This window comes from Vibrio sp. 1151_11 (assembly GCF_029478525.1).
GTDB classification, from domain to species: Bacteria; Pseudomonadota; Gammaproteobacteria; order Enterobacterales; family Vibrionaceae; genus Vibrio; species Vibrio anguillarum.
Map to the genome: position 1 here is coordinate 24,775 of NZ_SHMN01000022.1, position 22,121 is coordinate 46,895.

At 45.9% G+C, this 22,121-nt stretch carries 16 protein-coding genes and 9 tRNA genes; 7 read left to right on the top strand and 18 right to left on the bottom strand.

The features are described 5' to 3' along the window. Nucleotides 1-30 precede the first annotated feature (30 nt). The 8 genes from hflC to tsaE all read right to left on the bottom strand — a co-directional run bounded on the left by hflC (nt 31) and on the right by tsaE (nt 9,159). Nucleotides 31-1,011, bottom strand: coding sequence for a protease modulator HflC (gene hflC / locus EXZ60_RS14935; RefSeq protein ID WP_013857929.1), 981 nt, complete (start codon nt 1,009-1,011; stop codon nt 31-33). Nucleotides 1,012-1,013: 2 nt separating this feature from the next. Continuing rightward, on the bottom strand, nt 1,014-2,207 hold the full coding sequence (hflK, locus tag EXZ60_RS14940) for an FtsH protease activity modulator HflK (RefSeq protein WP_013857930.1): 1,194 nt from the start codon (nt 2,205-2,207) through the stop codon (nt 1,014-1,016). Nucleotides 2,208-2,252: 45 nt separating this feature from the next. Then, nucleotides 2,253-3,542, bottom strand: coding sequence for a ribosome rescue GTPase HflX (hflX, locus tag EXZ60_RS14945; protein WP_010318941.1), 1,290 nt, complete (start codon nt 3,540-3,542; stop codon nt 2,253-2,255). A gap of 41 nt (nt 3,543-3,583) precedes the next feature. Further along, on the bottom strand, nt 3,584-3,850 hold the full coding sequence (gene hfq / locus EXZ60_RS14950; protein WP_013857931.1) for an RNA chaperone Hfq: 267 nt from the start codon (nt 3,848-3,850) through the stop codon (nt 3,584-3,586). Nucleotides 3,851-4,031: 181 nt separating this feature from the next. Further along, complete coding sequence (miaA, locus tag EXZ60_RS14955) at nt 4,032-4,979, bottom strand: tRNA (adenosine(37)-N6)-dimethylallyltransferase MiaA (RefSeq protein ID WP_026028407.1); 948 nt, start codon at nt 4,977-4,979, stop codon at nt 4,032-4,034. 15 nt (nt 4,980-4,994) lie between these two features. Continuing rightward, nucleotides 4,995-6,977 carry a DNA mismatch repair endonuclease MutL gene (gene mutL, locus EXZ60_RS14960; protein ID WP_277435904.1) on the bottom strand — a complete coding sequence of 661 codons (1,983 nt, stop codon included), beginning with the start codon at nt 6,975-6,977 and terminating at the stop codon, nt 4,995-4,997. Between the two features lie 2 nt (nt 6,978-6,979). After that, the gene (locus EXZ60_RS14965) at nt 6,980-8,701 is read right to left on the bottom strand and encodes an N-acetylmuramoyl-L-alanine amidase (RefSeq protein ID WP_277435905.1); all 1,722 of its coding nucleotides are present in this window, start codon (nt 8,699-8,701) and stop codon (nt 6,980-6,982) included. After that, a complete protein-coding gene (gene tsaE, locus EXZ60_RS14970; RefSeq protein ID WP_010318946.1) occupies nt 8,695-9,159 on the bottom strand; it encodes a tRNA (adenosine(37)-N6)-threonylcarbamoyltransferase complex ATPase subunit type 1 TsaE in 465 nt (154 codons plus the stop codon). The genes EXZ60_RS14965 and tsaE overlap by 7 nt, the downstream gene beginning before the upstream one ends. A gap of 220 nt (nt 9,160-9,379) precedes the next feature. Here tsaE and queG point away from each other — a divergent pair, with 220 nt between their 5' ends. Next, nucleotides 9,380-10,510 carry a tRNA epoxyqueuosine(34) reductase QueG gene (gene queG / locus EXZ60_RS14975; RefSeq protein ID WP_277435906.1) on the top strand — a complete coding sequence of 377 codons (1,131 nt, stop codon included), beginning with the start codon at nt 9,380-9,382 and terminating at the stop codon, nt 10,508-10,510. Between the two features lie 559 nt (nt 10,511-11,069). On the opposite strand, the gene EXZ60_RS14980 is transcribed toward queG, so the two are convergent. From EXZ60_RS14980 to orn, 10 genes are all read right to left on the bottom strand, one after another. Continuing rightward, nucleotides 11,070-11,136: transfer RNA gene (locus EXZ60_RS14980), tRNA-Gly, on the bottom strand. Nucleotides 11,137-11,169: 33 nt separating this feature from the next. Then, nucleotides 11,170-11,246 (bottom strand) — tRNA-Met (locus EXZ60_RS14985). 249 nt (nt 11,247-11,495) lie between these two features. Continuing rightward, nucleotides 11,496-11,571: transfer RNA gene (locus EXZ60_RS14990), tRNA-Gly, on the bottom strand. A 33-nt stretch (nt 11,572-11,604) separates the two neighbouring features. Beyond that, nucleotides 11,605-11,681 (bottom strand) — tRNA-Met (locus EXZ60_RS14995). 153 nt (nt 11,682-11,834) lie between these two features. Further along, nucleotides 11,835-11,910, bottom strand: a tRNA-Gly gene (locus EXZ60_RS15000). A gap of 33 nt (nt 11,911-11,943) precedes the next feature. Beyond that, nucleotides 11,944-12,020: transfer RNA gene (locus EXZ60_RS15005), tRNA-Met, on the bottom strand. Between the two features lie 161 nt (nt 12,021-12,181). After that, nucleotides 12,182-12,257: transfer RNA gene (locus tag EXZ60_RS15010), tRNA-Gly, on the bottom strand. A 33-nt stretch (nt 12,258-12,290) separates the two neighbouring features. Continuing rightward, nucleotides 12,291-12,367, bottom strand: a tRNA-Met gene (locus EXZ60_RS15015). 161 nt (nt 12,368-12,528) lie between these two features. After that, nucleotides 12,529-12,604: transfer RNA gene (locus tag EXZ60_RS15020), tRNA-Gly, on the bottom strand. Between the two features lie 175 nt (nt 12,605-12,779). Beyond that, nucleotides 12,780-13,325, bottom strand: coding sequence for an oligoribonuclease (gene orn / locus EXZ60_RS15025; RefSeq protein WP_010318948.1), 546 nt, complete (start codon nt 13,323-13,325; stop codon nt 12,780-12,782). 154 nt (nt 13,326-13,479) lie between these two features. Between orn and rsgA the strand changes: the two genes are divergently transcribed. The 6 genes from rsgA to gpmM all read left to right on the top strand — a co-directional run bounded on the left by rsgA (nt 13,480) and on the right by gpmM (nt 22,070). After that, a complete protein-coding gene (gene rsgA / locus EXZ60_RS15030) occupies nt 13,480-14,541 on the top strand; it encodes a small ribosomal subunit biogenesis GTPase RsgA (RefSeq protein WP_013857936.1) in 1,062 nt (353 codons plus the stop codon). Nucleotides 14,542-14,716: 175 nt separating this feature from the next. Next, nucleotides 14,717-15,574 carry an archaetidylserine decarboxylase gene (asd, locus tag EXZ60_RS15035; protein WP_277435907.1) on the top strand — a complete coding sequence of 286 codons (858 nt, stop codon included), beginning with the start codon at nt 14,717-14,719 and terminating at the stop codon, nt 15,572-15,574. A gap of 212 nt (nt 15,575-15,786) precedes the next feature. Continuing rightward, entirely contained in the window at nt 15,787-17,202 is a 1,416-nt protein-coding gene (locus tag EXZ60_RS15040; RefSeq protein WP_064624225.1) for an SLC13 family permease, read from the top strand. Between the two features lie 298 nt (nt 17,203-17,500). Beyond that, the gene (locus tag EXZ60_RS15045; protein WP_019282806.1) at nt 17,501-19,381 is read left to right on the top strand and encodes a methyl-accepting chemotaxis protein; all 1,881 of its coding nucleotides are present in this window, start codon (nt 17,501-17,503) and stop codon (nt 19,379-19,381) included. 112 nt (nt 19,382-19,493) lie between these two features. Further along, nucleotides 19,494-20,381 carry a DMT family transporter gene (locus EXZ60_RS15050; protein WP_105977185.1) on the top strand — a complete coding sequence of 296 codons (888 nt, stop codon included), beginning with the start codon at nt 19,494-19,496 and terminating at the stop codon, nt 20,379-20,381. A 156-nt stretch (nt 20,382-20,537) separates the two neighbouring features. Further along, nucleotides 20,538-22,070 carry a 2,3-bisphosphoglycerate-independent phosphoglycerate mutase gene (gpmM, locus tag EXZ60_RS15055; RefSeq protein WP_258428592.1) on the top strand — a complete coding sequence of 511 codons (1,533 nt, stop codon included), beginning with the start codon at nt 20,538-20,540 and terminating at the stop codon, nt 22,068-22,070. Nucleotides 22,071-22,121: the final 51 nt, after the last annotated feature.

Genomic DNA, 22,121 nt, shown 5'->3' on the forward strand with positions numbered 1-22,121 from the left:
TGAAGGAGCCTTTGAATAAACAACGATCAATTATTTCGTTGTCAAACCTTTGGTGTTATTCATGTACTTGAAGAAATCACTCTTAGGATCAAGCACCAAGATATCACTCTTCTCGCTAAATGATTTCTCATAGGCTTTCAACGAACGTAAGAACCCGTAAAACTCAGGATCTTTACTGTACACATCTGAGTAAATCTTCGCTGCTTTAGCATCAGCATCACCGCGAGTTACGCGAGCCGTTTTATCCGCTTCCGCTAAGATAGTCGCCACTTCAAGTTCAGCTTGAGCGCGAATGACTTCGGCTTTTTCACGACCTTGAGAACGGTGTTTACGAGCTACTGACTCACGTTCAGCACGCATACGACGATAGATAGACTCACTGATCTCATCTGGGAGGTTGATTTTCTTAATACGGAAATCAACCACTCTCACGCCTAAATCTTTCAGTGCGCCTTTACGCGTATCTTCCAACACATTTTCCATCACTTGGTCACGCTGACCATCGATTTCCAATGCTTGTTTCGCAGCCTCAGTCGTGACGACTTCATCATCAGCACTTTCCGGCAAGACATCTTTATTACGTGGGCCTGAAACAATTTGTTTGATTTCACGAGAACCGATTTCAGAACGAAGAATGTCTGTCACTTTACGCTCTAACAGTGCTTGTGCCGTCAATGCATTGCCACCACCCGTTGCCAAGTAGTATTGACCAAAGTCTTCAATACGCCATTTGACATAGGTATCGATGATCACATCTTTTTTCTCTGAAGTCACGAAACGGTCAGAGCGGCCATCCATTGTTTGGATGCGCGCATCTAACGTTCTTACTCGATCAAACAGTGGCATTTTAAAATGCAAACCCGGTTCGTAGATTCGAGCAATTTCATTGTTATCTTTCAAAATACGACCGAAACGGACAACAATACCGCGCTCACCTTCAGGAATCACAAACAGCGACATCAACATCAATACCAGTGCAATCACTAATACTGGGATCATTAACTTACGCATTACTAGTATCTCCCTTGACGTGTATTGCTAGAGCGAGACGGTGTATTACCTGTATCACTGCTGGTTGGTGAATCAAGCTCTATCTGATCATAGGTTGATGATGATTTATCTTGACGTTTGGTGTCATTCTTACTGTCTTGGCCTGTAATTCGATCCAACGGTAGATAAAGCATATTGCCACTGGATTCTGAATCAATTAGCACTTTAGATGTGTTTGAATACACCTCTTCCATAGTATCTAGGTAGAGACGATTACGTGTCACATCTGGCGCGGCTTGATACTCAGGAAGCAGTTTTTCAAACTGTGCCACTTGACCCAATGCTTCGTTAATCGTGCGTTCTGTATAACCTTGCGCTTCTTTCTTCAAACGTTCTGCTCGGCCTGTTGCTTTAGGCAGAATTTCGTTCTTATACGCTTCAGATTCACGAATGAAACGCTCTTCATCTTCTCGCGCCGCAATCGCATCATCGAACGCATCTTTCACTTGCTCTGGCGGACGAGCCGACTGGAAGTTGACATCGACAATCATTAAGCCCATATCATAGCTATCAATGATTTGATTCAAGGTCGTTTGGGTACTTTGACGAATTTGCTGACGGCCACTGGTTAAGATACTGTCCATCAAAGAATCACCAACCACGGCACGTAATGCTGAATCAGTTGCTTGGCGTAAGCTATCGTCAGCATTAGTCACACGATACAAGTACTTGTATGGATCAGACACGCGATATTGTACATCCATGCCAACAGTGACCACGTTTTCATCTTTGGTTAGCATCAAACCCGATGCACGTAGTGAGCGAATCGCTTGTACGTTAACGGCCGTCACCTCATCAACAAAGCGAGGACGCCAGTTCAAACCTGGATCAACGATGCGATCATACTTACCTAAACGCAGCACGACGCCACGCTCAGCTTCACCAATCGTATAGAAACCAGAAAAGAACCACACCGCAACTGCGATTGCAGCAATGACTCCAAAGCCAATTGCGCTACCACCAGAGAATGAAGGGCCTTTACCGCCTTTCTTACCAAATCGTCCGCCCAGTTTCTGGCTCAGTTTATTGAAAACCTCATCCAAATCTGGCGGTCCTTGATCACGGCCACCTTTATTTTTGTCACCACGATTATTACCCCAAGGGTCATTATCGCGGCCATTGTTGCCGTTGTTATTACCGGGCTCATTCCACGCCATTAGAAAGCTCCATCATTTGATATGACGTTATACTGTAGCAGTCCTTTAAGTAACTATAAAGTCACGCAAAACTGCTTCTTCTCTTTTTTCTAGTCTAAACCAATCAACTTGCTGCATACGAATGTTAATCAACAAATTACCATCTGGATCATATTCTTCTTGTTGAATACATTTCATTTGTGAAAATGCACTACGAATGCGACCTTGGTGCAGTGGTGGAATACACAATTGATATTGAATGACTTGACTCGCTAATCGCTCTGTCAATGCTTCGAAAAGCAGATCAATACCTTGTCCATCCATGGCTGATAACCACACGGTTCTCGGTATTCCCTCATCATCTTTTTCGATGCGAGGTTGTTGGCCTTCTAGATTATCGATCTTGTTCATGACGACAAGCGTTGGCACCTCATGGGCGTCAATCTCTTCTAATACATCATGGACGGCTTTGATATTCTCACGAAAACGCTCATCACTGGCATCAACAACATGTAACAAAATGTCAGCTTCTTGAGTTTCTTGTAACGTGGCTTTAAATGCTGCAACTAAATCGTGCGGCAGATGACGAATAAATCCTACGGTGTCAGCGAGAACGGCAGTACCAACGTCCGCCAATTCGATTTTCCGCAAGGTAGGATCTAGGGTTGCAAACAGTTGATCGGCTGCATAAACCCCAGCTTCAGTAATGCGATTAAATAACGTTGATTTCCCCGCATTGGTATAACCCACTAGCGATATGGTGGGAATCTCAGCTCGATTTCGAGCTCGGCGTCCTTGTTCTCGCTGCTTAGCGACTTTCTCTAAGCGGCGTAATATCGCTTTAATACGCTCACGCAATAAACGTCTGTCGGTTTCTAGCTGCGTTTCACCAGGTCCACGTAAGCCTATACCGCCTTTTTGTCGCTCAAGGTGCGTCCAACCACGAATTAATCGCGTAGAGATGTGGCGCAATTGTGCCAGCTCTACTTGCAACTTCCCTTCATGGGTTCGTGCTCGTTGGGCAAAAATATCGAGGATGAGGCCAGTACGGTCAATCACTCGACATTGGCATAGTTGTTCAAGATTACGTTCTTGGGCAGGAGAAAGGGCGTGGTTGAAGATCACCACATCCGCTTCAACAAGTTGAACCGCATGCGCTATCTCTTGGGCTTTACCCTCACCGACATAATATTTAGGGTGTGGAGTTTGACGGCTGCCAGTAATAATTTGCAGTGTCGACACTCCAGCAGAAGAAACCAGCATTTCACACTCGCTGAGATCATCCCACTCACCCTTTTGCGTGAAGTTGATATGAACAAGTACCGCTCGCTCACCGGCTTCGTAACGGTCAAACAAGCAACCAACTCCTTTGTAAGTAAATAATACTAATCAGAGAATTACTCTTCTGATTTGTCTGATGGACGATCAGACCCAGTGCGTGGCTCAGCAGTATGGTGGCTCACTGCACGTGCAGGAACAACCGTTGAAATCGCATGCTTATACACCATTTGATTGACTGTGTTTTTCAGTAAGATCACAAATTGATCAAAGGATTCAATCTGACCTTGAAGCTTAATTCCGTTCACAAGGTAGATGGATACTGGAATGCGCTCACGACGTAGTGCATTTAAGAATGGGTCTTGTAGAGATTGCCCCTTAGCCATTTTATTTTCCTTATTTGTATTTTGTTGTAGTTATTTAGCTAGTGGTGCACTGCATTATTGGTGCGGCCTTTGCATCTGAGCTAAATGAATAAAAACCCCGTTGCTACTTGTTATGACGGCGATAATGCCAAATATCAAGTAACGGATCCTTTACAGGGTACATCACGCAAAAGCGATCACATTATACACAGCTAACTCCATCAGATGCTATGGCATTTGAGAGAGTTTCTACTGCATGATCAATGTTTTCGCTATCTAACCAAGTTAAATCATCCCAGCTGCGTAACCAGGTGATCTGACGCTTGGCCAATTGACGGGTTGCACAGATTCCACGATATACCGCTTCCTCTAACGTACAATTCCCATCCAAATAGTCCCACATCTGTCGATAACCAACACAGCGAATCGATGGCAAATCCGGATGAAGATCGTTTCGAGCATAAAGTGCTTTCATTTCTTCTTCAAATCCAGCTTCGATCATCTTTTCAAACCTGAGTTCGATTCGACGGTGGAGCTCAGCCCTTTCCTTGGGAGCTATAGCAAACTGTTTAACTCGAAATGGCAGGCTTTCACCTTTCGTTTGAGTTAACTCTGTAAGAGTTTTACCTGAAATTCGGTAAACTTCCAATGCTCGTGACAATCTTTGTGGATCATTGGGATGAATTCTTGCCGCCGAAACCGGATCAATCGTTTGTAATTGATCGTGTAACTGACCCCAACCATGCTCCAAAGCCTCTTGCTCAATTTGTTGCCGTATCTCAGGGTTAGCCGCAGGAAGTGGCGAAAGCCCTTCAAGTAGAGCCTTGTAATACAACATAGTTCCCCCAACGAGCAGAGGAATTTTACCTTGCGCGGTAATATCATGCATTGCAAGTAATGCATCGCGACGAAAATCCGCCGCCGAATAGGCTTCACTTGGATCCAAAATATCGATCAGACGATGGGGAGCGAGTGCCAGTTCATGCGCATTAGGTTTGGCGGTGCCAATATCCATGCCTTTGTAGATCAGCGCCGAGTCGACACTGATGATTTCCACTGGGTATTTTTGGCGCAAACGAATCGCCAAATCTGTTTTACCTGATGCGGTCGGGCCCATTAAAAACAGAGCCAATGGTTGTGTTTGATTCATCATTCTTTTAATTCGTTATGCCAACAAGGCCGCTATGGTGGTGGAAAAATCAACGGGGCGGACAAAACTCGCATCATGAAGAGGAAGCTGCCCTTGCCAAAGCTGTTCAAGTTCCGAAATCATTTGGATGGCTTCAGACAAAGTGTAGTCACTTTTCACCACAGTGATGTGTTCAGCCAGCCAATCGGCAACAAGATCCACCGTAATAGGTTCATCATCAGCCGTAACATTAGCGGACACGTAAGATAGCAGATCTGGGATTAAGTTTTGCAGGTTTTGTTGCCTCAACGGTTGAGGTACGCCCATCACCATGATGCTTGAACCATGACGTTCTTTAAGCTCAATCCCTAGCGTATTCAACATCGGCTGGCAATGCGTTAACGCTTGATGTTCTTGTGCTGAGAGCTTTATGGAGAGCGGCACGAGTAAAGGTTGGCTTTTCAAGCCGCCTTGTTCGGTATGCAATTGGCCGCGAGTTTTCAGCCATGCTCCTTTGATAAGAGAAAGCAATACGACGCCCTGTTTGGACCCCATTAACAGGTACTGCCCTTTGATTACTGCAATAGCTTTACCCAACTGTTCGAGCTGCAGCATTTCACCTTGATCTTGATGTGCGATAGGAGAAAGTTCGACTGCAGAAGCCGGTGGTTGAGTTGCCATCAGCTCTTGATAGAGCTTCACTTCCCCGCTTGAAGGTGAGGCCGTTGGCTGGCGCTCAGCTTTCGCACGAGAGGAAGATGGAGAGCCGTTTTGCTGCCAATGGCTACGCTTTGGCGTTTCAGCTATGCCGTGCGCGGTTGTGCTTTCTCGCTCAGCTTTTCGCGGATAAGCGGGAGTGTTGTCAATCGCTTGCCACACTTGCTCTGGAACGGTGTTATGCCCCTCAGTTTCTTGGCACACACTATCAATTGCAGTGTCATTCTCAATGCGATCCACAGTCGCCGCATCGGGCTGATGAAAAGCCGATGGTTTGAGCTGCGGCTTTTCAATGTGTTTGCTTTCAGCCAGTGCACTACTGAGTGCTTGATAGATAAAATCATGCACTAATCGCGCTTGATGGAAACGCACCTCGTGTTTCGCGGGATGGACATTCACATCCACTTGATGGGGATCGAGCTCAATGAAGAGTACATAAGTGGCGAACTGATCGCCTCTCAGGCTGGTTTCATAACTTTGCCGGATAGCATGATTAATCAGCTTGTCACGCATCATCCGCCCATTAACGTAGCAGTATTGCAAATCACTCTGCTGGCGCGCGCCTTCTGGAGTCGTTATCCAACCATGCAGGCGAAGCCCTTGATGTTCCCACTCAATGCTTAGCATATGGCGAACAAAAGCGTTGCCACACACAGCCGCGATTCTTTTTTCCTCTTGAGCGGCCGTTTTAGCCGCTCGATATTGACGTACCATCTTGCCGTTATGGCGCACATTGATGGTGACATCAAACCGGCTCAAAGCAATGCGTTTTAGTAGCTCATCAATGTGAGTAAATTCTGTTTTCTCTGTGCGTAAAAATTTGCGCCGAGCGGGCGTATTAAAGAACAGATCGAGCACTTCGACAGAGGTTCCAATCGGGTGTGCGGTTGGCTGCAACTTAACCGCCATATCTCGACCTTCACTGTATGCTGCCCAAGCTTGTTCTTGCGTGGCTGGACGAGACGCCAATGTAAGCCGAGAGACAGAGCTAATACTCGCGAGCGCTTCTCCACGAAAACCTAGGCTGACGATCGCCTCTAAATCATCTAAGGTGTGAATTTTAGAAGTTGCATGGCGGCTTAAAGCGAGCGCCAATTCCTCTTTTACTATCCCTTGCCCGTTATCGCGCACACGAATAAGCTTCGTACCTCCCTTTTCGATATCGATATCGATACGAGAGGCGCCCGAATCCAAGCTATTCTCCACCAGCTCTTTAACGACAGAAGCCGGCCTTTCAACCACTTCACCTGCGGCAATTTGGTTAGCAAGACGCGCGGGTAGAATCTTAATCGTCATACTCATTACTACTTATTGGGAATGATCAACACTTGCCCTATGGCGAGCTGATCAGACCGAAGTTGGTTTACTTGGCGAATACTATTCAGACTCACTTGATATTGGCTGGCAATTTTGCTCAAAAACTCGCCTTTTTCAACTTTATGCTTACGCAGCGGCTTATCCTTCAAACTCACCGTTATCTTCAGTTTCTGCCCCAGCGTTAAGGTGTCTGAACGCAAGTTATTCTCGCGTTTAATCGCATCCACACTCACTTTATACGTGCTCGCTATCTTGCCCAAATACTCGCCAGATTTCACCACATGCGTAACAATTTCCGTTTCTACTGGGTTGCTGACCACAGGAACACGAATCGGAGCTGACGTGGCCGGAATCGTTAAGATTTGACCAATCGACAAATTGGCATTTTTTAGTTTGTTGGTTGCGATTAATGCTTGAGTCGAGGTGCCATATTTATTAGCGATAACCGAGAGTGATTCACCACGCTGCACTTTGTGCTTTTGCGTCTTACCGCGATTAGCAAACAGAGTGCCCTCGGGTGGGTTTTCTTCAAAATACTTGACAATAGCGGTTGCCAATGCGCGAGCCAATTTATCTTGATGCGAGCGCTGAAATAGCAATTGTTCCTCGGTAGGGTTAGAAATAAAACCTGTTTCAACCAACACCGAAGGAATATCGGGCGACTTAAGTACTGCCAAACTTGCGTTGACTGGCTCTGCTTTATGTAAATGGGCTACTTTTCCCATTTCGCCTAGCAGATGAGTTGCCACCTTGTAACCCTCTTTTTGTGAGTGACTAAATTGCAAGTCCAGCAAGGTTTGGCTAACGTTTCGATCGCTATTGTTTTTTGCCAGCACTTCACCTGCCCCACCTAACAGTTCTGATTGCTGTTCGTGGTTCTCAACCCAGCGAGCAATTTCCGTATTCGCACGCTTGGTATTTAACACAAACACCGAGCCCCCCCTGGGTTGCGGGGTATGAAAGGCATCGGCGTGAATGGAGACAAGTAGGTGTGACTTATTACGGCGCGCAATTTCAGAACGTTTATTGAGATTGACAAAGTAATCGCCACTGCGTGTCATGACCGCCTTCATTCCCGGTACGGCGTTAATTTGATCTGCGATCTTCTTGGAGATACTTAAGGTGGCATTTTTTTCATATTTTTTGGTCGGGCCAATCGAGCCGGGATCTTCTCCGCCATGACCAGCATCAATAGCCACCACGATATCCTCGGTTCCTAATAACTGCGAAGCGTCGCGACTGACTTTAGTTTGGCTGGCCGGTTTTACTGTCGCCTTATCACTATCCAAATTGTGGGGTAAATCAACCACCAAACGATGCCCATACTGACCACCCGGCGTTGGCGCAAGTTTAAATGGCTGAGGGTTCACTTTGCGCTGTAACTCAAACACCAAGCGATACGTCCCTTTCTCCGGAGGCGAGCTATTACGAATTTGCTTGAGAACAGGGCTATCCGTGACTTTAAGCGGCAATTTTGTATTAAGCGTGGTGTTTTTTAAATCCACCACCAAACGCTCGGGGCTGCTTAAAGTGAAATAGCTATAATCCGCTTCAGTTTTGAGATCGATAACCACTCGAGTTTCATCTGGAGAAGGCCAAACGCGCACGCCTTCTAATGTATTCGCGTGCGTCGTTGAAGTAAATAAAGCACCGCCCCAAACCGCAAGCGATAGAGTTATCGTTCGTAACAAATGGATGATGTTCAACATAACTCCAACTGACTCAGCAATGAGGATCCATAGGGGCTGTTTGCACTCAGAAAAGCTTGCCTTTGTTCGCCATCGTAGCGTAGCTCAACATCAATATCTGCGGTTGGAAGTAGACCGCTGCCTTTTTCTGGCCACTCAACAAGGCAGATCGCATCCGGTGTGAAATAGTCACGAATACCCATAAATTCCAACTCTTCCGGATCGGCCAAGCGATAAAGATCAAAATGGTATACTTGCCAATCGGCTAGTTGATAAGGCTCAACTAAGGTATAAGTCGGGCTCTTGACGTTGCCAACATGGCCTAATGCGCGGATGAAGCCACGGCTGAAGGTTGTTTTTCCAGCACCGAGATCACCATGCAAATAAAGCGTGGTTTGCGCAGAGCATCGCTTAGCCAAAGCTGCGCCTAATTTTACCGTTTGCTGTTCGTCTTTTAAGGTAAAGATCTTAGTACTCATGAATTACCGCTCTCAAGTGTCGAAAATTGACTATATAAAAATCAAAAGAACTCGAATAGTAAACTGGGTTGGAATTGAGAGACAAGCTCTCTTCTGTAAGTAAAAGGAAAAAACTCGCTTTTTATGTCAGTTTAATCCACATCACAGACGATCATTTCCTAGATCCTCAATAAAGGATCCGTTAAGATCCTCGCCCCTTTTTGCAACGAGCTCATCGATAATGGACTACCAAGTACTGGCAGACAAAATTAAAATCTGGGCACGTGAACTTGGCTTCGAAAAGGTCGGGATCTGCGATATCGATCTCATTGAGCACGAAGAGCCTTTGCAGAAATGGTTGGATGCTGGATTTCACGGTGAAATGGACTGGATGGCGCGCCATGGAATGATGCGAGCTAGGCCACATGAACTCCTTCCCGGCACCGTCCGTGTGATCAGCGCCCGCATGAATTACTTACCCCCAGATGCTCGGTTTGCCAGTGATTTGAATAATCCCAATTACGCTTATATCAGCCGCTACGCTCTGGGGCGTGACTACCATAAACTGGTACGCAACCAGCTCAAAAAACTCGGCGAAAAGATTGAACAAGAAGTGGGGGCACTCGGTTATCGCCCTTTTGTGGACTCCGCCCCAATATTAGAGCGGCCTTTAGCACAAAAAGCTGGACTTGGTTGGACTGGCAAGCATTCGCTTATCCTTGATAAAGAGAGTGGTTCTTGGTTTTTTCTTGGTGAACTACTGATTGATTTGCCGCTGCCAGTCGATACACCAAGCAGTAATCAATGTGGCAAATGCACTGCCTGCATCACCTCATGCCCTACACAAGCCATCGTGGAAGACGGTGTTGTTGATGCTCGCCGATGCATCTCTTACCTCACCATAGAATGTGATGGCGTAATTGCTGAAGAGTTTCGCAAGGCAATGGGTAACCGCATTTACGGCTGTGATGATTGCCAGTTGGTCTGCCCTTGGAATCGCTTTTCCGACCTCACTCAACAAGGTGATTTTCATCGCCGTCAAGCACTGGATGAACCAGACTTAGTTGAACTGTTTGCTTGGGATGAGGCCACCTTCTTACGTTATATGGAAGGTTCGGCTATTCGCCGAATTGGCCACCAGCAATGGTTGCGTAATCTTTCCATCGCTTTAGGAAACGCGCCATATTCACAACGCATTATCGCAGCGCTAAACACGAGGTTAGGCTTGTCTGATTTATTAGACGAACATATACATTGGGCGCTAGTAGAACAAAAACGAAAATCATCGGAGCCAGCGAGTGCATGCTCTCGCAATAAGAAGCAGCAGCGCTTAATTCGAATTGTCGAGAAAGGGTTACCGCGTGATGCGTAAAAAATGAGGTAATTGCATAACTAATGAACACAGACTTTGATATGTATCTCAAAATACCAATTTGTGGACAAAATTTTAAACACGACACTGTTTTCTATAATTGAGAAAAGTTAGCCACATCAGCAATTAATGACAAGGATCAAAGATCTTGATATTAATGATCATACAGTTAGTTGACCTAATGGTAACAAAATAACAAAAATCAATTTAAAAACAATCAGTTACACAGAAAGACAGCAAGATTAGAGAACAGAGCCGCATTAAAAGATCTTTCACTGACACTTACCAGCACTTCACTAAAAACACGTTATACACCAACTTATCCACAATTAATTTTTGTGGATAACTCTGTTAATGAATAAGAATAAATAGCGACGAAAAGCCAGATTCTACAGAGACTAACCTGTGTATTGAAATTCAGCACGTAAGTTATCAAGACGGCAATAAATCCGCTTAGAACTGCAGATTATTTTTATTTTAGGGAGTTATGCTTCACAGCATTAAAGAAAGAGCATAAACCAAATACTGGTTTGAGTTCAGAGAATACTCTGAAAGAAGCTGGAGCGACATATAACCGTTACCTCAACCTTGGTAAGGTTGCACTCTACCAACTGAGCTAGTGTCGCAATGATTAATCGCATTTACGCTTAATCTGAATTTGGTTGCGGGGGCCGGATTTGAACCGACGACCTTCGGGTTATGAGCCCGACGAGCTACCAAGCTGCTCCACCCCGCGTCCGTATTGTGTCACCGTTAAGTACGATGAAAACTTACACTCTCTAACAAGAGAATTTGTAGCGACGCACGAGGTTCACTTTCTTTAAACAAAGAGGCGTGACCTCAACCTTAACTAGGCTGTGCAGCGCTATTCTTTTCTTCGAAAAGAATTTGGAGCGACACACGAGGTTCGCTTTCTTTAAACAAAAAGGCGTGACCTCAACCTTAGCTAGGTTGCGTGGCGCTATTCTTTTCTTCGAAAAGAATTTGGAGCGACACACGAGGTTCGAACTCGTGACCTCAACCTTGGCAAGGTTGCGCTCTACCAACTGAGCTAGTGTCGCAATGATTAATCGTATTTACGCTTAATCTAAATTTGGTTGCGGGGGCTGGATTTGAACCAACGACCTTCGGGTTATGAGCCCGACGAGCTACCAAGCTGCTCCACCCCGCGTCCGTATTGTGTCACCGTTAAGTACGGTGAAAACTTACACTCTCTAACAAGAGAATTTGGAGCGACACACAAGGTTCACTTTCTTTAAACAAAGAGTCGTGACCTCAACCTTAACTAGGTTGTGCGGCGCTATTCTTTTCTTCGAAAAGAATCTGGAGCGACACACGAGGTTCGAACTCGTGACCTCAACCTTGGCAAGGTTGCGCTCTACCAACTGAGCTAGTGTCGCAATGATTAATCGTATTTACGCTTAATCTGAATTTGGTTGCGGGGGCTGGATTTGAACCAACGACCTTCGGGTTATGAGCCCGACGAGCTACCAAGCTGCTCCACCCCGCGTCCGTATTGTGTCACCGTTAAGTACGATGAAAACTTAAACCTGTTCACTTTCTAACAAGAGAATTTGTAGCGACACACGAGGTTTACTTTCTTTAAACAAAGAGTCGTGACCTCAACCTTAACTAGGTTGTGCGGCGCTATTCTTTTCTTCGAAAAGAATTTGGAGCGACACACGAGGTTCGAACTCGTGACCTCAACCTTGGCAAGGTTGCGCTCTACCAACTGAGCTAGTGTCGCAATGATTAATCGTATTCACGCTTAATCTAAATTTGGTTGCGGGGGCTGGATTTGAACCAACGACCTTCGGGTTATGAGCCCGACGAGCTACCAAGCTGCTCCACCCCGCGTCCGTATTGTGTCACCGTTAAGTACGATGAAAACTTAAACCTGTTCACTTTCTAACAAGAGAAAGTGTAGCGACACACTAGGTTCACTTTCTTTAAACAAATAGGCGTGACCTCAACCTTAACTAGGTTGTGCGGCGCTATTCTTTTCTTCGAAAAGAATTTGGAGCGACACACGAGGTTCGAACTCGTGACCTCAACCTTGGCAAGGTTGCGCTCTACCAACTGAGCTAGTGTCGCATTCACAACGTTTCCGTTGTTCAGGGCTGCGAATTATAAGAGCATTTTCTTATGATGCAAGCTCTTACTGGCAAAAAATCTTTTTTTTTTTTTTTTGACGAAAAAGAACGCAAATATGGCGTATTAATCACAAAAACTGGTTAACACGCCATCACCAAAAATGCCGTTCTGAAAATTAAATACTGAATATGGTCTTACGGTAGTACTGAAGCTCAGCAATAGACTCACGAATATCATCTAAAGCCAGGTGGCTACCTTGCTTAGAAAAGCCATCCAATACTTCTGGCTTCCAACGGCGAGTCAGCTCTTTTAGCGTACTGACATCCACATAACGGTAATGGAAGTAGGCTTCCAGCTCAGGCATATGTTTATAAAGGAAGCGGCGATCTTGCCCAATACTGTTGCCACAAATCGGAGATTTACCTTTAGGCACCCACTTTTCCAAAAACGTAATGGTCTGTTCAACCGCTTCTTGTTGTGTCACTGAGTCATGACGTACTCGCTCGACCAAACCGCTTTTGGTATGTGTGGTGGTGCACCATTCATCCATTTTAGCCAATTCAGCTTCTGATTGATGAACAGCCAACACTGGGCCTTCAGCCAAAATGTTCAACTCACTATCAGTTACAATGGTGGCAATCTCGATAATTTTGTGAGTTTCAGGGTCTAAGCCTGTCATCTCAAGATCAACCCAAATCAAGTTTTGATCGCTAAAAGACATAAATACGTTGCCTATATTGGTTTGCAGATAAAAAAGGTACTATACCCAAATTCAGATCCCCAAGATACCTTTGGACATTGGATCCAAACGGTATGATTTTGAGTAAAATCTCAACGTTGGATCAAAACGTATCATAATCATGAAGTAGATAATCGTGGCAAAGAAAAAGAAGCTGACGAAAGGTCAAGTACGACGCGTTCGTAATAATCAGAGTAAACGACTCAAAAAAGAGGACACAGTTTCGTGGGATGAAGCCATGCTCGGCACCGCAAAAACTGGGTTAGTGATTACTCGTTTTGGCCAACATGCCGATGTTGAAGATTTAGAGACTCACACCATCCACCGCTGTAATTTACGCCGAGGCATTGAAACGCTGGTCTCAGGAGATCGTGTTATTTGGCGCCCTGGACTCGAATCGATGGCGGGTATATCTGGCGTTGTCGAAGCGGTTGAACCGCGCAAATCGGTTCTGACTCGTCCAGATTATTACGACGGTTTGAAACCAGTCGCGGCAAACATTGATCAGATGGTCATTGTGTCATCCGTACTACCGGAACTGTCACTCAATATCATCGACCGTTATTTGATCGCTTCAGAAACCGTGAATATTGCGCCGCTAGTGGTACTGAATAAGATTGATTTACTCAGCGATGAATTGCGTAACCAATATCAAGAGTCGTTACGTGTGTACGAACGCATTGGCTACAAAGTGCTTTTTGTCAGCAAAAAAAGCGGTGAAGGGATTGCTGAGTTAGAAGCGGAACTTGGCGGACGGATCAACATATTTGTTGGTCAATCTGGCGTCGGTAAATCCAGCCTAGTGAACGCATTAATGCCAAATTTGGAAGATGAAATTGAAGAAGGTGAAGTTTCTCAAGCATCTGGACTTGGTCAACATACCACCACTGCGGCTCGCTTGTATCATATCCCTACAGGCGGTGATTTGATCGACTCGCCGGGAGTGCGTGAATTTGGTTTATGGCACTTGGAAGCTGAAGCGATCACTGAAGCCTTTGTCGAATTTCGTCCCTTCTTAGGCGGCTGTAAGTTTAGAGACTGTAAACACGCTGACGATCCGGGTTGCTTACTACGTGAAGCCGTGGAAAAAGGTGATATTAGTAACACGCGCTTTGAGAACTACCACCGAATTTTAGAAAGCATGTCGGAAAACAAAGCTAACCGCCAATATTCGCGTAACAAAAAAGCGGATTTATAAATAGCATCGAGTTTTACCCCGGCAAATGTCCGCAGACTTGATCGATAAATTTTTTATCTGTCGCCATCGAATAATCCGTAAGCAATGGTGACTAACTGCTGACATGGTGAGAGTTTTTCAGTAACATCTCGCGCCCAAAGTGAAGAACATACAGTTAACATTGGAATCAGAGACAATGGATAAAATTAAAGTTGGACTGCAATACTGGATCCCACAACATGGCTTAACACGCCTGATGGGTAAACTCGCATCAGCGAAAGCTGGCGGTCTAACCACTGCAGTCATTCGTTGGTTTATTAAACAATATAATGTCAACATGGATGAAGCTCTGCATTCAGATCCTAGCCATTTCAAAACATTCAATGAATTCTTTGTTCGTGAATTGAAAGCCGATGCTCGGCCAATCAGTGACGGTGATAGCTTAATCACCCATCCGGCCGATGCTTGCGTTAGTCAATTCGGGCCGATTCAAGATGGCAAGCTGATCCAAGCGAAAGGCCACCATTTTACAGCGGTAGAATTGCTCGGTGGTGATGCCAAACTGGCGCAAGAGTTTGAAGATGGCGAATTTGCCACGCTTTATTTATCACCTCGCGACTACCACCGCGTACACATGCCTTGCGATGGCGTGTTACGTCAAATGATTTATGTTCCGGGCGATCTTTTCTCGGTTAACCCACTAACCGCCGAAAATGTACCGAACCTGTTTGCTCGCAATGAGCGCGTGGTGTGTATTTTTGATACTGAGTTTGGCCCAATGGCACAAGTGCTTGTCGGAGCGACCATTGTTGGCAGTATTGAGCTAGTTTGGTCAGGTACTGTCACGCCTCCGCGCGGCAATACCGTTTATCGCTGGGATTATCCAGCCCAAGGCAATACCTCTGTTGTACTGAAAAAAGGACAAGAGATGGGTCGCTTTAAGCTAGGCTCAACGGTGATCAACCTGTTTGCAAAAGATAAAATTCGCTTTGATGAGTCTATGCAACACAATGCTACAACGATTATGGGTACTCCATACGCACAGCAACGTTAATCGCCATCTCTTAATGTTCCCTGCAAAATGCGTTAGCTCTGCATGTTCAGAGCTAACGCCTCTAGATATTTCGCTTTTTTCTTTATTGATAAAAAACAAAGCTGCTGCATATTCCTTCGCTAAAACTCAAAATTTCAAGCCGCGTCTAAGACCTTCATTCACATATCATTTACGCTAGTTACTTCAAGTTAACCTAATGAAGGTCATGTGATATGCCTACCATGAATACGGGAATGCTGATAAAGCTTGCGATCTGCTTTTTGCTGCCCATCGGTGTTTTACTGATGCCCATTGATGCAATACCGATTGATGACTTAACCTTAATTCAACATCGATTACTGGCTATTTTTTTATTGGCTGCTCTGCTTTGGGTATTAGAGCCAGTTCCTGTATTTGCCACCTCCATTTTGATCATTGCGCTCGAATTGGTGATGATTTCAGATAAAGGCTTGCATCTCTTTCGTTCGCCACCCGCTGGACATGATATCGGCGAGCTGATGAAGTACACCGATATTTTCAGCGCTTTCTCTTCACCGATTATTATCTTGTTCATGGGCGGCTTTGCACTGGCGATTGCTGCTTCTAAATATGAACTGGACAACAACTTAGCCCGAGTTTTACTCAAACCTTTTGGTACTCAACCCCGCTTTATTATGCTGGGGCTAATGTTGATCACTGCGGTATTTTCTATGTTTATGTCCAATACCGCGACTACTGTGATGATGCTGGCGCTGCTCGGGCCGATCGTCGCTTCCGCTCCAAAAGGGGATTTAGGCATCAAGGCCTTAGTGCTCTGCATTCCGATTGCAGCGAACACCGGTGGTATTGCCACGCCTATCGGTACGCCACCCAATGCGATCGCGCTGCAATATCTCACCGGAAGCAATAGCATTGATTTCTTTTCTTGGATGATGATGGGCTTGCCGTTTGTGATTATTCAGCTCACGTTAGCTTGGTTTTTGCTACAAAAACTGTTCCCCTCTTCAGAAAAACAGATGGTGCTAAAACTAAACGGAACATTCCAAAAAAATTGGCGTGCAATCGTGGTCTACATTACTTTTGCTGCCACCATAGTGCTGTGGATGACCACCTCTCTACACGGCATGAACACCTATGTGGTATCTATTATTCCTTTGGCGGTTTTTACACTCACCGGCATTATGGGTAAAGAGGAACTGAAACAGATCAACTGGGACGTCTTGTGGCTAGTGGCTGGCGGGATAGCGATTGGCATTGGGCTAGATAAAACAGGGCTCGCTTCAGCATTAGCTCACGCGATTGATTACAGTTCTCTATCGCCTATCTCGGTCGTCATCACCCTGTCGCTCGTTTGTTGGCTCATGGCAAACTTCATGTCCAATACCGCAACCGCTAACTTACTCATGCCGATCGCCGCCGCGATTGGCACATCCATGGAAAGCTTGGCCAGTATTGGTGGTATACAAAGTTTGTTAGTGGTTGTCGCCTTTTCTGCCTCACTGGGTATGATTTTACCTGTCTCAACACCGCCGAACTCACTGGCCTATTCTACCGGGCTTATTGAGAGTAAAGACATGGCCAAAACAGGTCTGATTATTGGCGTTGTTGGCTTGTGCATTGTCTATGCTGCCGCGCTATTACTGACCTAACCTTTGGTGACTGCGGCTTGTATTGAGCGTCAAGACTGAATGCAGGTCGCAAGATGAATCATCTCTATCTAAAACTCAGCAAAAATGACTCAACTGGATGAGTAATAATCGAGCGCGATCATATTAATTAACATCATATTTTCGTAGGATTAGCCTGTTTTAGTTATTCATTTATCTGAAGAACCATGAAAAGACCTCATCATTTGGCTGCAAATAAGCACGGGTGCCGTTAATTCATCTTTTTTTCCGTTCTGATCTATCGACACGCTGTTGTCAAACCGTTCTAGGGGCATAACCCATGAGACATACCATCAAATTTAAAATTCAAGTGGCGATCGCCATTATCATTGCGATAGTCAGTGGCGTACAAGCTTGGATCTCCGTCAGCCAACTGCAACAGGAGACGACTCACGCCATCAATAGTGAAATGGAAAATGTCAGTCTCGCCACCAGCCGTTATATCAGTGATTGGCTCGGGATCCGTAGCAATATGATGTTGGCCAATGAATCTTTTATCGCCAGTAATGACAACGCAGATCAAGCGCTACTGGTCACCAAAAAAGGCGGTGATTTTCTTTCTGTCTATGCTGGCTTCAGTGATGGCACCATCGCTTATGGTGATAAAACCGAAGATTGGCCAAGTGATTATGATCCAAGAACGCGCCCTTGGTATAAAGATGCAATGGCACAATCCGGGCTTATAATTACCGAACCCTACCAAGATTTTGATGGCAGCATAGTAGTCAGCTTCGCCAAAGCCTTTAAAGGTCAAAAGCAAGGTGTACTCGCCGCCGATTTAACCGTAACCAATCTCATTAAAGAGGTACTGAGTGTTAAACTCGATAACCAAGGCTTTGCGTTTCTGGTTGATGGCAATAACAATATTGTCGCCTATCAAGATGAAGCCTTAAGCCAAAAACCTTTAACCAATTTAAACAACGAATTAGATTCCCAGCATATGGCCAGCTTAGCTAAAGAGAATCGCGTTGATACTATTGTTTGGCCAAAGCAAGGCAACAAATTAATTTACGTCTCACAAATACCAAATACCGATTGGTTACTGGGCATTGTGGTGGATAAAGAGATGGCCTACGCCTCGGTTTCTGAGCAGATCACCTTTACCGCCATTGCCTCTTTAGTACTCTACATTATTATCGCCAGCATCAGCACTTGGGTTGTAACCCGCTTACTGCAACCACTGCAGGTATTGTCGAACGCTTTAGCGCAATTAGCGCAAGGAGAAGGCGACCTCACCCAACGCATCGACATTCGACGCATGGATGAAATCGGTGAATTGGCCGAGAAAGTGAATCTCTTTTTAAGTCAAATGCAGGAGATGCTGAAAGGGATCGTCAGCCGTAGCCAACAACTTTCCCAGCAAGCACAAGATGCCAATGACCTTTCTGCTCAAGCTTCCATGCGAGTTGAGCACCAACAAAATGATGTCAACCAAATAGCCACCGCGATTCACGAGATGTCGGCTACCGCCGCTGAGGTGGCTAGCCATGCCGAACTAACTGCTAGCGCGTCACAAGCATCGGCCTCAGCTTGTGATGACGGGCAGGCGGTTATCAAAAAGAATCGAGATTCCATTACTCACTTAGCCAATCAGGTCGATAGTGCGGCCAAAGTGATCCGAGAGTTGGAGAGCAATGCTCAAAGTATCAACCAGATCCTATCCACCATTCAAAGTATTGCCGAACAAACCAATCTGTTAGCACTCAATGCAGCGATTGAAGCGGCCCGCGCAGGTGACCAAGGCCGTGGTTTTGCTGTGGTCGCCGACGAAGTTCGTGTGCTAAGCCAACGTACACATGGCTCAACGGAAGAGATCCGCACCATGATTGAAACCTTGCAGCGCAATACTCAACATGCGGTCGAGAATATGGAAGCCAGCACCAAACTGGCCGACCACAGTGTTGACTATGCCGAACAAGCTCACGACAGTTTAGTGCGGATCACGCAAGCCATCACCGAGATCAATGATATGGCCTTGCAAATTGCCAGTGCCGCTGAAGAGCAGCGAGCCGTCAGCGAAGACATTAGCCGCAATACACAAGGTATCAAAGACGCTTCTGATGACCTTGCTAGTCAAACTCAGCAGAGCAGCCACAGCGCTCATGAAATGCATTTATCGGCAGAAGCCATGCGTAACGATATTCGCCGCTTCAAAGTGTAAATCCTCTTGGCTTGCCTCTTTTAATCACATTGAGGCAAGCCCATAAATTCCCTTTGTTTTCCCCTAGCGCTTAAGGCATATTGAGATCCTTCCCTCGTTCAAGGATGTTTACATGGGCTACGAATGGCTCGCGCTTGCTGCCGCGTTTCTTTGGGCAGTAGCCAGTTTACTGTCTGTTACTCCCGCTCGCCATTTAGGAACCTTTGCTTATAGCCGTTGGCGGATGGGCTGTACTTCTCTCATTTTAGTGAGCATGGCGTTGGCAACTGGCGGCTGGGCAACGGTAAACAGCGAGATGGTAACACCCATGATGTATTCGGGGTTGATTGGCATATTCATTGGCGATACGGCGCTGTTTGCGTGTTTAAATCGCATGGGGCCAAGACAAGCCGGTTTACTCTTTTCCTGCCATGCCGTTTTTTCGGCCATTCTCGGCTATTTTTTATTCAGCGAAAGCATGAGCCATGCAGAGCTAGTGGGCGCGACTTTTGTCTTTTCAGGCGTTCTAACGGCCATCTTTTTTGGCCGCCGAGGGCAAAATCATAATGCATTGGAAGCAATTAAAGGCCGAGTATGGGTTGGCATTACACTTGGCCTTATCGCGGCTCTATGCCAAGCATTGGGTGGGATCATCGCCAAACCTGTGATGCAAACGGGGATCGACCCCATCGCCGCTTCCGCAATTCGAATGCTCACCGCCTTCACCGCACACTGCTTACTGTTGGCTACTGGTGCAAAATTAGCACGCGCCACTCAAGCCATTACGCTGCCCATTTTTACCATTACCGCCATCAACGGTTTTCTTGCGATGGCGGTCGGAATGACGTTAATTCTCTACGCACTGCGTGAAGGCAACGTGGGTATGGTGGCCTTGCTCTCCTCAACCACGCCCATCATGTTGTTGCCTATTTTATGGATGTATACCAAACAGCGGCCCAACCGCTTCGCTTGGTGCGGCGCACTGTTTGCCGTGCTTGGGACGGGAATTTTAGTTTATTAAATGGCGCTAAAAAGGCACCGATGTTGATCAATAGGCTACCTTTATAGGCATTGATAGGGAGAATCATTGATCTTAACCTACTGCAATCGCTTCAAAGTGTAGTAAAATTACGCTAATTTCTGTTTAAGTTACTTTGAATTTGACGAGGTCATAACTATGTCAGCTAAGAAGCCAATGGCTTTAGTAATTCTTGACGGTTGGGGTTACCGTGAAGATAACGCACACAACGCAATCAGCAATGCACATACTCCAGTCATGGATAGCTTAATTGCAAACAACCCAAACACTCTGATTTCTGCTTCTGGTATGGATGTAGGTTTACCGGATGGTCAAATGGGTAACTCAGAAGTCGGTCACACCAATATCGGTGCTGGTCGTATTGTTTACCAAGACCTGACACGCATTACTAAATCAATTCTTGATGGTGAATTCCAACAAAACGAAGTGTTAGTCAACGCGATGGATAAAGCCATCAAAGCGGGCAAAGCGGTTCACCTATTGGGGCTAATGTCGCCAGGTGGTGTTCACTCGCATGAAGATCATATCTACGCTGCCGTTGAAATGGCTGCTGCCCGTGGCGCTGAGAAAATCTACCTCCACTGCTTCCTTGATGGCCGTGATACGCCACCACGCAGTGCCGAAGCCTCATTGCAACGCTTCCAAGACCTATTTTCTAAATTAGGTAAAGGTCGTATCGCCTCACTGATTGGTCGTTACTACGCCATGGATCGCGATAACAACTGGGAACGCGTACAAAAAGCTTACGACCTATTGGTTGAAGCCAAAGCAGAATTTACTTTTGCTTCCGCCGTGGCAGGCCTTGAAGCCGCTTACGCACGTGAAGAAAATGATGAATTTGTTAAAGCGACAGAAATCAAAGCTGAAGGCCAAGACTCTGCTGCGATTGAAGATGGCGACGCCGTGATTTTCATGAACTACCGCGCCGACCGTGCACGTGAAATTACTCGTGCCTTCATACCAGATTTCAACGGGTTTGAACGTGCAAAGTTCCCAGCAATTGACTTTGTAATGCTAACCCAATACGCCGCCGACATTCCTCTGCTGTGCGCATTTCCACCAGCATCACTAGAAAACACCTACGGTGAGTGGCTATCAAAGGCGGGCAAAACTCAGTTGCGCATCTCTGAAACAGAAAAATACGCGCACGTCACCTTCTTCTTTAACGGTGGTGTTGAGAACGAATTCCCAGGCGAAGAGCGCCAATTGGTTGCTTCACCTAAAGTGGCAACTTACGATCTGCAACCGGAAATGAGCGCGCCTGAACTGACTGAAAAACTCGTTGCGGCAATCAAATCGGGTAAATACGATGCGATTATCTGTAACTACCCGAACGGCGATATGGTTGGTCATACTGGTATTTACGAAGCGGCCGTGAAAGCATGCGAAGCGCTTGATGAGTGTATCGGAAAAGTGGTTGAAGCGATTAAAGAAGTCGATGGCCAGCTACTGATCACAGCAGACCACGGCAATGCAGAAATGATGGTGAACCCAGAAACAGGGGGCATTCATACCGCACATACCAATCTGCCAGTGCCGCTTATCTACGTCGGTAGCAAAGATCTTAAGCTAAAAGATGGTGGTAAGCTTTCTGACCTAGCACCAACGATGCTTGCTCTATCGAACATGGACATCCCTGCAGAAATGTCTGGTCAAGTGTTGTTTAAATAACTCACCAACCACGTGATGTTGAGCCTCGATAAATATCGAGGCTTTTTTTCG